This window comes from Sphingorhabdus sp., from assembly GCF_044357595.1.
In the GTDB taxonomy this organism is placed as follows: domain Bacteria; phylum Pseudomonadota; class Alphaproteobacteria; order Sphingomonadales; family Sphingomonadaceae; genus Sphingorhabdus_B.
The window spans coordinates 1-10,597 of the sequence record NZ_JBIKPH010000081.1 but is presented as its reverse complement, the minus strand read 5'-3'; the positions used below and the strand labels follow the sequence as shown (position 1 = coordinate 10,597).

At 56.9% G+C, this 10,597-nt stretch carries 9 protein-coding genes; 3 read left to right on the top strand and 6 right to left on the bottom strand.

Features of this window, described 5'->3' with window-relative positions; all coding sequences use genetic code 11:
• On the bottom strand, positions 1-455 hold a 455-nt coding region (locus ACIQ2T_RS08935; protein WP_397590507.1), incomplete at its 3' end, for an acyl-CoA dehydrogenase family protein.
• 145 nt (positions 456-600) lie between these two features.
• Here ACIQ2T_RS08935 and ACIQ2T_RS08930 point away from each other — a divergent pair.
• Both ACIQ2T_RS08930 and ACIQ2T_RS08925 read left to right on the top strand, forming a co-directional pair.
• Positions 601-2,094: an aldehyde dehydrogenase family protein gene (locus ACIQ2T_RS08930; protein ID WP_397590506.1), complete on the top strand. Its 1,494-nt coding sequence runs from the start codon at positions 601-603 to the stop codon at positions 2,092-2,094.
• 19 nt (positions 2,095-2,113) lie between these two features.
• Entirely contained in the window at positions 2,114-3,568 is a 1,455-nt protein-coding gene (locus ACIQ2T_RS08925) for a carotenoid oxygenase family protein (protein WP_397590505.1), read from the top strand.
• Between the two features lie 96 nt (positions 3,569-3,664).
• Here ACIQ2T_RS08925 and ACIQ2T_RS08920 read toward each other — a convergent pair whose 3' ends face one another.
• The 5 genes from ACIQ2T_RS08920 to ACIQ2T_RS08900 are packed head-to-tail and all read right to left on the bottom strand — an operon-like array spanning position 3,665 to position 9,077.
• Positions 3,665-5,194: a DHA2 family efflux MFS transporter permease subunit gene (locus ACIQ2T_RS08920; protein ID WP_397590504.1), complete on the bottom strand. Its 1,530-nt coding sequence runs from the start codon at positions 5,192-5,194 to the stop codon at positions 3,665-3,667.
• Positions 5,195-5,199: 5 nt separating this feature from the next.
• Positions 5,200-6,345 (bottom strand): EmrA/EmrK family multidrug efflux transporter periplasmic adaptor subunit, encoded by a 1,146-nt coding sequence (locus ACIQ2T_RS08915; RefSeq protein WP_397590503.1) that lies wholly within the window; start codon positions 6,343-6,345, stop codon positions 5,200-5,202.
• Positions 6,342-7,793: an efflux transporter outer membrane subunit gene (locus tag ACIQ2T_RS08910; protein WP_397590502.1), complete on the bottom strand. Its 1,452-nt coding sequence runs from the start codon at positions 7,791-7,793 to the stop codon at positions 6,342-6,344. The genes ACIQ2T_RS08915 and ACIQ2T_RS08910 overlap by 4 nt, the downstream gene beginning before the upstream one ends.
• Positions 7,783-8,196, bottom strand: a complete 414-nt coding sequence (locus ACIQ2T_RS08905; RefSeq protein WP_397590501.1) for a hotdog fold thioesterase — start codon at positions 8,194-8,196, stop codon at positions 7,783-7,785. Before ACIQ2T_RS08905 ends, ACIQ2T_RS08910 begins: the two co-directional genes overlap by 11 nt.
• Positions 8,193-9,077, bottom strand: a complete 885-nt coding sequence (locus ACIQ2T_RS08900) for an alpha/beta fold hydrolase (RefSeq protein ID WP_397590500.1) — start codon at positions 9,075-9,077, stop codon at positions 8,193-8,195. Before ACIQ2T_RS08900 ends, ACIQ2T_RS08905 begins: the two co-directional genes overlap by 4 nt.
• A 74-nt stretch (positions 9,078-9,151) precedes the next feature.
• Here ACIQ2T_RS08900 and ACIQ2T_RS08895 point away from each other — a divergent pair, with 74 nt between their 5' ends.
• Positions 9,152-9,604 carry a MarR family winged helix-turn-helix transcriptional regulator gene (locus ACIQ2T_RS08895; RefSeq protein WP_397590499.1) on the top strand — a complete coding sequence of 151 codons (453 nt, stop codon included), beginning with the start codon at positions 9,152-9,154 and terminating at the stop codon, positions 9,602-9,604.
• Positions 9,605-10,597 lie beyond the last annotated feature (993 nt).

Genomic DNA, 10,597 nt, shown 5'->3' with positions numbered 1-10,597 from the left:
CGCATGCCTGCAGGGTCCGACCCGGCATCAGGCTCGGTCAGGCCAAAGCAGCCAATCAGCGTGCCAGCGGCAAGACCGGGCAAATATTTGCGGCGCTGTTCCTCTGAACCGAATGCGTAGATAGGATGCATTACCAGCGATGACTGCACCGACGCCATCGAACGATAGCCAGAATCGACGCGTTCAATTTCACGCGCAATCAGGCCATAAGCGACATAAGACGCGCCAGCGCCGCCATATTCTTCAGGGATAGTGGCGCCAAGTAGACCAGTTTGGCCCATCAAGGGGAACAGTTCAGGCGCGTCGCATTCAGTCCGGTAGGCATCGATCACGCGCGGTTGCAGCTCGCTTTGCGCAAAGGCGCGGGCGGAGTCGCGGATCATGCGTTCGTCTTCGGTCAGTTGGTCCTCAAGACGAAAAGGGTCAGACCAATCGAATGCTGCCAGTTCGGCCATTTTTATCTCCATTGGGAAGGCCAACTGAATAGCCGCCTGCGTTGTTTTTGCCTTTATAAGCGCGCGGGCAAGACAGCAACCCTTGCTAACAACCTTAGGCCTTGCCATGCGCAAAGGGAATACAGAGCAAAGGCTGGGGATAGTGGTGGATTTAGCGCAAAATATAGCAGTTCTTCTCGAAAAGCTGGGCTGCTCCCTCGGAACGGGCGACCTTCAAGTGCACAGCCCGATTGACGGCAGTCGCATTGGGGCAGTGGCAACGGCAAATGCGGGCGACATCGATGCTGCTGCCGCACAATCGCAGATCGCCTTTCTCCAATGGCGCAGCGTTCCGGCGCCGCGCCGAGGCGAACTGGTCAGGTTGTTCGGCAATGCCTTGCGCGCGCATAAGCATGATCTTGCGCGGCTTGTTACCATTGCTTGCGGAAAGCCGCTTTCCGAAGGGCTTGGCGAAGTTCAGGAGATGATCGATCTTTGCGATTTCGCTGTTGGCCTATCCCGGCAACTGCATGGCCTGACAATCGCTAGCGAGCGGCCCGGCCACAGGATGATGGAACAGTGGCATCCTTTGGGCCCGGTGCTCATCATCTCCGCGTTCAACTTTCCCGTCGCGGTATGGGCATGGAATGCCGCGCTGGCATTGGTCTGCGGCAACAGCGTCATTTGGAAGCCATCCGAAAAAACGCCATTAACCGCCATTGCGGTACAAGCTATTTTCGAACAGGCCGTAGCTGCATTTGGTGATGCGCCTTTAAATTTGTCGCAAGTCTTGCACGGTGGCCGTGACACCGGTGCAGCCTTGGTTGCCGACCCGCGCATTGCATTGATTTCCGCAACCGGGAGCACGGACATGGGCCGAAAGGTCGGACAAGCGGCTGCAGCACGCTTTGCCAAGACTATCCTTGAGCTTGGCGGGAACAATGCAGCGATTATCAGTGACAAGGCGGACCTTGCGCTGGCGCTGCGTGGAGTGCTGTTTTCGGCGTTTGGAACGAGCGGTCAAAGATGCACCAGCCTCCGCCGCCTTTTCGTGCAAGACGCGATTTACGATAGCTTCGTCGGCGCGCTGAAATCGGCGAGTGGTTCAATGGCGGTGGGCGACCCGCTCGACAGCAGCAATTTGGCGGGGCCGCTGATTGATGAACAGGCGTATATAAGCATGCAGATCGCGCTAAGCGAGGCAAAGGCATTGGGCGGAACCATCACTGGCGGCGAACGCATTACGTTGGATGGCGTATATGTGCGTCCGGCAATTGCCGAAATGCCCGCCCATGTCGGCCCTGTCTTAAGGGAGACCTTCGCGCCTATCCTGTATATCTTCCGCTATCATGATTTGGCCGACGCCATCGCCCTTCAAAATAGCGTTGGGGCAGGTTTGTCGTCATCGATTTTCTCCACCGACATCCGCGAGTGTGAGCGGTTCCTGTCTGCCGAAGGTAGCGATTGCGGCATTGCCAATGTCAACATCGGCACGTCGGGCGCAGAAATTGGAGGTGCATTTGGTGGGGAGAAGGAAACCGGCGGTGGCCGGGAGTCTGGTTCCGATGCTTGGAAGGCCTATATGCGCCGCGCCACGAACACGATAAATTACTCGAATAATCTGCCACTTGCACAAGGGGTGATTTTCGACATAGGCTGAGCGCCTAGAGGAGAGCGAAATGCAGATCGAAAAATTGCCGCCGGTAAAGGCAACGCTGCAGCCGAGCAACCACCCTTATCTCAATGGCGCATGGACGCCGCAGCATGAGGAAGTCACCGCGACCGACCTTGATGTGATTGAGGGCCGCATTCCGGACGATATTGACGGCGTGTATTTGCGCAATACGGAGAACCAGTTGCACCAACCGCTAGGGCGCTACCACCCTTTTGACGGCGATGGCATGATCCACCAGATCGATTTTAAGGGTGGCAAGGCGAACTATCGCAACCGCTTTGTCCGCACCCGTTGTTTTCAGGCGGAGCAGGAGGGGGAAGGGTCTCTATGGGGTGGCCTCATGGATAAAGCGTCTATGTCGCTGCGCCCTGGCTTTGGCGCGCATGGAAGTCTTAAGGATTCATCTAGCACCGATATTATCGTCCATGGCGGCAAAGCTGTGTCGACATTCTACCAATGCGGCGAAGGCTATGTCCTTGACCCCGAAACCTTGGCGCAACAGGGCGTTGCGTCTTGGGTGCCACTCGACGGCATTTCCGCCCATCCGAAGGTCGATCAACGCACTGGCGAATTATTGTTCTTCAACTATTCAAAGCATGCGCCCTATATGCATTACGGGGTGGTAGATCGCAGCGGCCAGCTTGTCCATTATGTGCCCATTCCGCTTCCGGGACCACGCCTGCCGCATGACATGATGTTTACGCAGAATTGGTCCATTTTATGCGACTTCCCGCTATTTTGGGATGAAGAACTGCTTAAGCGCAACGTGCATGTCACGCGGTTGCATGAAGGGCTACCATCGCGTTTCGCGCTTGTTCCGCGGTTTGGCCAACCAGAAGACATCCGCTGGTTTGAGGCTGACCCAACTTTTGTCCTCCACTTCATCAACGCCTATGAAGAGCGCGATGAGGTCGTGCTCGACGGCTATTTCGAAGAAGACCCCTATCCACCGCCGCTCGATAACGCCGGAGGCTATGGCCATATGATGGCCTATGTCGACGAACATAGCTTCAAGCCCAAGCTGCACCGCTGGCGGTTTAACCTTGCCGACGGAACGACGCGCGAAGAGCGGTTGGATGACCGGATCCTCGAATTCGGAATGATGAACCAAAGCTATCTGGGGCAGCCTTATCGATATGCCTATAGCACGACGTCTAAGCCCGGCTGGTTCCTGTTCAACGGCTTTGTTAAGCACGACATGCTGACAGGGAATTCATGGTCCCTTCAGCTTCCAGAGGGCGTTTATGGCAGTGAGGCACCCTTTGCCCCGCGCGTTGGTGCAGTGGACGAAGATGACGGCTATCTCGTCAGTTTTGTCACCGACGAAAATCGTGGGACATCCGAATGTATCTTGATTGACTGCAAGCGGTTTGAGGAAGGCCCTGTTTGCCGGATTGCCCTCCCACATAAAATCAGCAGCGGTACCCATGCGCATTGGGCCGACCGTTCGGTTCTTTAAAACGCGGCTGCTTTGCGCCCAATGCCGGTCATTAATGCGTCACTTCCAATTTCTCAAAAGCGGACATCAAGTGAGGCAATGCGTGCCATGACCGGATCAATGCCCGATCGACATGCCGCCTTGCCGCTTGGGGCGTGGCGCTAGCCAGATGAGGGCTGCAGCGACGAGCAGGATTGTGGATGTTGTCCAGAACACATGGATCACAGACAGTGTCGTAGCCTCTACCTCGACCATGTTGCTGAGCATTTGAAGAGTCGCTTCGGGAGAGAAACCAAGCCCGGAAATCGAACCCTCTGCCGCACCTGGCTCTAATACGGCGACGATATCATTGCGGGTCGCGCGTTGCGTGTCGCCCCAGTAGGTCAGCGAGATTGAAGTGGCAAATGCCGTTGCGATCGTGCGCATGAAACTTTGCAGACCTGCTGCAGAAGCGACCTCATGCTCTTCAACGGCGTTCAGCGTCAGAGTCATTATCGGCAGCATCATGAGTGTCATTCCCAGTCCCATTACGAACTGTGGCAAACTGAGTGTCCAGAAATCGCTGTCTGTGGTCCAGAACGTGCGCATCAGCCCGATGACAGCCAACCAAACAATTCCCGCCGAAACCAAGAGGCGGGGGTCAAAGCGCGGCATCAATAGCACAACAATCGGCGCAGTCAGTAGCGCTCCGATCGCTGAAAATGAGGACGAATAACCAGCCTGTGTCGCAGTGAACCCCAGCCAGGCCTGTTGCCATTGCGGGACGATCACGAAGCCAGCAAAATATCCTCCGAAACTAATGGCGAGGACGACCAGACTGATACTTAACCCCCGGTTTCGCAAGACGCGCAGATCGACCATGGGATTGTCATCGGTGAGTTCCCAGATAACAAATATCAGCAAGGCGATGGCCGAGGTGACTGCCAAGGCAACGATCAGCGGATCGCTGAACCAGTCGTGGTTGCGGCCAATGTCCAAAATGATCTGAAGGCAACCAACCCAGATCACCAGCAATATCAACCCGACATAGTCAATCGGCAATGACTGACGCTCCGTTTCAATCGGGCGCAAAAGAACGGCAGAGCCTAAGGTCGCTATCACCGCAATCGGCACGTTGATGAGGAATATCCAATGCCAGGACCAGTTGTCGGTGAGCCAGCCGCCAATGATCGGCCCTAGCGCCGGACCCAGGAGCAGCGTCATCGCCCACATACCCATCCCAAGGTTCTGTTGCTCTGGGGGGAACACCCGCAGCAACAAGGTTTGCGACATGGGCATCAGAAATGCGCCGAAAATGCCTTGGCCGATGCGACAGATGACGAGCATCTCTATTGAAACCGAAAGCCCGCAGAGCATCGAGAAAACACCGAAGCCCACCATACTGAACAAGAAGGTCCGCACCGATCCGAATCGTAACGCGATCCATCCGGTCAAAGGCACGCAGATTGCCTCGGCAATCGCGTAGGACGTGATGACCCATGCGCCCTGTTCCAGTGAAACACCGAGGCTGGCGGCGATATGGGGGATCGAAACATTGGCAATCGTCAGGTCAAGGATCACCATGAAGTTTGCAAATGCCAAGGTGAGCCCGGCAATAAGCCTGAGCGAAGGCGGAATGCCCTTCAAACCCTGTGTTGCGGCAGTCATCGCGCTCAGCCGCCCGACACGTCAATTTCGACTTCCATCGACAGACCGACCCGTAAGGGATGCCGCTTCAGTTCGGCGGGATCGAGTTCGATCCGCACCGGCAATCGCTGGATGACCTTAATCCAGTTGCCGGTTGCGTTCTGAGCTGGAATCACGGCCATCGACGATCCGGTGCCGCCGGAAAAGCCAACCACCTCGCCGCGATAGGTCACGCTCGACCCGTAAAGGTCTGCCGTCAACGTCGCAGGCATGCCAATCCGCACACGCTGCAACTGGTTCTCCTTGAAATTGGCTTCGACATGAACATTGGCCAGCGGCACAATCGTCATGATGGTCTGTCCGGGATTAAGGCGTTGCCCGATCTGGACCTGAAGTCTGCTGACCACACCGTCGATGGGTGCGCGAATTTCTGTCCGGTCCAGATTGAGCTGTGCAGCATCTCGACGCGCCTTTGCCGCGAGAACGGCGGGGTCAGTGTCTTCGGTCAAACCGCTTACCAAGGCGGAATTTGCCGCAAGTTGACCTTGCGCGGCACGCCGTGACGAACTGAACTCGCCTATCGAACCTTGTGCTGCATCGAGCGCCGCACGGGATGTGGCATAGGCGCTGCGCGCCTGGGTAAGTTCCTCACCGGAAATCGCGCCGCTCGCAGCAACGCTTTCCCTACGCTGCAAGTCAATGCGGGCTTTGTCGTGTTCGGCGCGAGCTGCGCGCAATCGTGCCTGCGCCTGAACCATGGCGTCACCTGACCCGTCGACCTTGGCAGCCAATGCAATATTGTTCGCAACCGTCTGGCGGAAACCTCGACGTGTCGCCGCCAGATCGGCTTCGGCCTGTGCTAAGGCAATTCGTGCGTCAGCCTGGTCCAACCGTACGAGCACATCCCCGGCCTTGACCTGCTGGGTATCGCGCACCAGCAGTTCGCTTGCAGACCCCGCGACCAGCGGGGTAATCTGTGCCATCTGCGCGTTGACATAGGCATTGTCAGTGCTGACGAAATTCCGGGCGACCAACAGATACCAGATGCCCCAGGCGAGCCCGATTACCACCAAGACCGCTGCCAGCCGCGTAAGCCATCGCTTGCGCGTAACCTTACGGGACTCGGACAAGGCCGGGTCAACCGCAGGAGTTTCAGGCAGTGCTTCTGTCATGGTGTTATCAATTCCGTTGAAGGTTGAAATGCAGTCACGAATCCGCCTCCGAGCGCCCTGATCAGGGCCAGGGTCGCGCCGCGTTCGTAGGTTTCGAGGCCAACTACGGCGCGCCGTAGGTTGTGAACCGCACTTTCACTGGCCAGCACGTCCAGTTGGCTCGCCAAGCCTGCCGCAAATCGGTTGCGGACAAGTCCGGTGGCCTCCTCGCTTGAGATCAAAGCGGAGCGCGCTGCTGCCAGTCGTTTATCAGCCGCATCGCGCTGCGTCACCGCATCGGCTACCTGCTGATAAGCGGAAATGACCATTTGGTTATAGCTGGCTACAGCTTCTGCATATTCGGCATTGGCCCGGCCATATTGCGCCTTGAGTGCACCTCCTTGAAAAATTGGAAGGCTGATGGCTGGACCGGCTGTTCCAAAGACCGATCCCGAATCGACGAGATTGCCAAGGCCGATTGCCTGTAATCCAACGAGCGCCCTGAGGCTGACCGACGGAAAAAATCCGGCGCGCGCGACCTTGATCCGGCTTGCAGCGGCTTCGACTCGTTCGCGCGCCGCGACAATATCCGGACGTCGTCCGAGCAGGTCCGTTGTCAGTCCAGCCGGAACGCCCGCTGGCGTCGAGGGAGAAAGAGGCGAGCGCGAGATCGACCGGCCCCGATCAGGCCCCGATCCCACCAGCGCGGCCAATTGGTTTCGGCGCAATCCGATGCTTTCATCGACGGCCGCAAGTTCCTGTTCGGCGTTTGCAACATCCGCCTCGGCCCGGCGCAGGCCGATGCGATTGTCCAGCCCGTTGCGTTCGCGCAGAGCAATCAGATCTCGCATCGCCCGGCGGTTACCCAGCACCGCTTCGGCGTTATCGCGTTCCCGGTAGTGCCTGCCGAGTTCCGCATACGCTGCCGTAATCGCAACAGAGAGGACGAGCCGCGCTTGCGCCGCATCGACAACCGCTGCGCGCGCTTCCGAGATCGCGGCTGCATGGGCCGCGCGATTGCGTCCCCAAAGGTCGAGATCGAAACCAAAAGTCAGCGAGGTCTGGCCGTAGTCTCGCCAGCCACCCGGAAGGAACTCTGCGGGAATGCCATTGTTGCCGCTCTGGCGGCGGATACCTGCTTCCGCCTCGGTTCCGATAATCGGGAGTCGGGATGCACCGACACGCTGGACCTCAGCCTCGGCTCGCCTGATCCTGGCCCCGGCAGTTGCAACTTGTGGTGAGTTTACAAGTCCTTCCTCGATCAACAACGTAAGCTGTGGATCGCCCGCCAATCGCCACCATTGGTCGGGGGGCCATCCAATGTTCCCGCGTGCGGCAAGAGTCTGGGCCGCGTCGCTGGCCTCAGAGCTCCGGATGACCGGCTTGACGCCCATTTCAGGGACAGGAACACAACCTGCCAACGCGAGGAATATCGCAAACATCGGGAATGGCCGAAGGTCAACCGACATATGCCGCCCTGCCACTGGCGACCAGTCTTTGTGCCGAGTCCTCAATTCTGGTTTCCGCAACACTCAACTGCTTGCCCAATTTGACCACTCGGCCAATCGCGCGCATTGAACCGGGGGTTGCAGGGCGGTGAAAATCGACGTGCAGGTCGGAGGTCGCGCGCGCTGTCCCGCCGAACGCATTGATAGCGTAAAGGCCGGTCAGATCGATCAAGGCTGACAGGATGCCGCCGTGCACCGCTTGAACCATTGGATTGGATATTATTTCTTCTCGCCAAGGCATTTCAAGGATCAACTCGCGCTCGGTCAAATCAACAACATCCAGTCCGAGCCAGCGGTGAAACGGCGCGATATGGAGCATTTTGCGCAATTCAGCCAATTCGGGTCTGTCGGGATTATCCGTCACCTTGAGACATTCCCCGCGTGCGTGCCGATCAGGAAATCGACAATCGCCGCGCCAAACTCGTCGTTCTGATCTCCGACGACCATGTGCGTAGCACCCGCAATGTCGCTGTAAGCGGCATGCGGGACCAGTTTTCGGAAGTGTTCAACGGCTTCAGGCGAGACAAGATCGCTCGAACCGCCTCTGACCAGATGCACCGGAAGCGAAAGTCGGCTTGCTGCAAGGCTAAGCTCGCTCCGCCCATTTTCGACCGCACCATCGCTCTGCATATGGCGGCGCGTTACGCCCTCGATAAACGAGGGGTCCCAATGCCAATAAAAGCGGCCATCCGATTTTTTGTGGAGGTAGTTCGCTAGACCTGACGATGCTTTACGGCTTGGCCGATGCGGCAGATATTCGGAGATGATTTGCGCGGCCTCATTCGGAGAAGCGAAGCCATCTTGAGCATGGGCTGCCATGAAGCCGACAACCCTCGCAACCCCCGTCGCCTCCATCTGCGGGGTAATATCGACCAGGGTCACCGAAGCGAAACTGCCCGGTGCGAGATGCCCTTCGGCCATGATCCCGGCAAGACCGCCAAGCGATGCACCTATCAGCGCTGGTTTGCGCTCCAATCGGGTCGCGATGGCGATAAGATCGCCAGCAAAATCGGCAATGTCATAGGCCCCGTCTTTGGCCCATTCGCTGTTCCCGTGGCCTCGCAGGTCCAATGCGATCGCGTGAAAGCCATGACTTGCGAGGAGTGTAGAAACCCTCTTCCATGCACGATGTGTTTGTCCACCGCCATGCGCGAGAATGACCGGCATTCCATCGCTTGCGCCTTCGACACTAGCGGCAATGGCAAGGCCGGATTGACCTGCCAGTTTGATAGATTCTTTTGCCATGATGATAGCTTACTGTAATACATCTTACAGTAAAGTCTTTTCAATCCTCTGCCCGTCGGGTAAGACCCTGCCCGATGCGTGACGAAATCAACCATGACAGCTACATGACAGAAACCGACGAGATCGTCTTTCTCGTCGAGGAAGTTCCCCGCAAACTTCGCAAGCTGTTTGATGCGTCCACGGCAAAATTCGGCCTGTCTCGGACCCAGTGGCGTGCCCTTGCATATATTTTTCGCACGCCGGGACTCACTCAGACCGAACTTGCAAAATACCTCGACCTGGAACGCGCGAGCGTGGGTCATGTGATCGATCAATTAGAAAAGGCTCATTTTGTCGAGCGACGCTCCATCGAAGGGAATCGCCGGGTCTGGAACCTGCACCTGCTTCCCAAGGCTATTGAGTTACTTCCATCGCTCAGGTTGGAGGCCGACACGATATACACCCAACTACTGTCCGGGATTTCCGCAACGGAGTTTGCCACGATCAAAACCCTGCTTGTGAAAATGTCTGGCAACCTCGCCGACTAATCCAAGTTGGACTCGTTATCGGGTATTGTCAAAGGGATGGCGGTGTCTGGCACAGTGGATGGATAGCCGGCAGATTCCAGAGACTTCTGGATTTTCCTCGAATGCCCGATTTGTCGAGGGGCACAGTCATTGGCTCACCCGAATGTCAGCTTTACCCCCCCCCGGTGCTCTAGACCGGCCGGTCCGCTCCCGGCCCATTTGCAGCCGCTGATCGTGTTCGTGCTTCACAGCGATGCAAAGGACCCCACTCGACCGCCAGCGTTTTATGACGAAACATATGCGTTTTTTGGTTTCGTGCGGCATTCCGGAAATCAAGTAGGGTAAGCCGATCACGCAGCGTAACCTGGTCCGATGGTTGCTATGTGCTTGCCGGAAACAAAACGCTACCGTGGTTTGCATGCGCGTCGTCGCAGCAAAATGTTCGCAATTGGCGCAGCACGCAGTCCTGCTCCATGTGGTCTCAGGTATGATATTCCCTGTTTCACGGGAATTTGCAGGGAAAATATCCAAAATACGATCCTGCCTGTATTCCGGTCGGCTCGCAAAGCCGCAGTTATCCGGATGTTTGATACGGAAATTCCCTAAATAACCTAACAGGGAATTAACGCACAACATCAGGGAATTCAGAACGCGGATCAGGGTGGTGAAGCCAGGCATTAGGGATTTTATTATCATATCACTCTTGCGCGCTTAGACTTGTTCCTGTATTGTTCGCTTGTTCATCAAAAAATGGATGAGTTGGAAACGGCAGAGCCTGACCCAATTCGCGGTGGAGCCGCAAAGCCGGGGTAGAGCCCCAAAACCGAGGCTGAGCCTCAACATCCCTACGTTCGAGATCGCGCCGTATTGCGTGCACAAAAGGCTGTGCCCGCACGCTATGTGGCCATGGCAGAGCCGATCTCCTTGCTCCATCAACCCGATGATTAAGGTGAATTTCCATGCATACACAATCTGAAATCCCCGCAATAAAGCTTCCGCAACCAAAGCTGATTA

What these genes read in the sequence shown, in the direction of transcription:
- ACIQ2T_RS08900 (WP_397590500.1), bottom strand. Translation starts at nt 9,077, where the DNA reads ATGGCAAAAGAATCTATCAAACTGGCAGGTCAATCCGGCCTTGCCATT.
- ACIQ2T_RS08915 (WP_397590503.1), bottom strand. Translation starts at nt 6,345, where the DNA reads ATGACAGAAGCACTGCCTGAAACTCCTGCGGTTGACCCGGCCTTGTCC.
- ACIQ2T_RS08925 (WP_397590505.1), top strand. Translation starts at nt 2,114, where the DNA reads ATGCAGATCGAAAAATTGCCGCCGGTAAAGGCAACGCTGCAGCCGAGC.
- ACIQ2T_RS08895 (WP_397590499.1), top strand. Translation starts at nt 9,152, where the DNA reads ATGCGTGACGAAATCAACCATGACAGCTACATGACAGAAACCGACGAG.
- ACIQ2T_RS08910 (WP_397590502.1), bottom strand. Translation starts at nt 7,793, where the DNA reads ATGTCGGTTGACCTTCGGCCATTCCCGATGTTTGCGATATTCCTCGCG.
- ACIQ2T_RS08920 (WP_397590504.1), bottom strand. Translation starts at nt 5,194, where the DNA reads ATGACTGCCGCAACACAGGGTTTGAAGGGCATTCCGCCTTCGCTCAGG.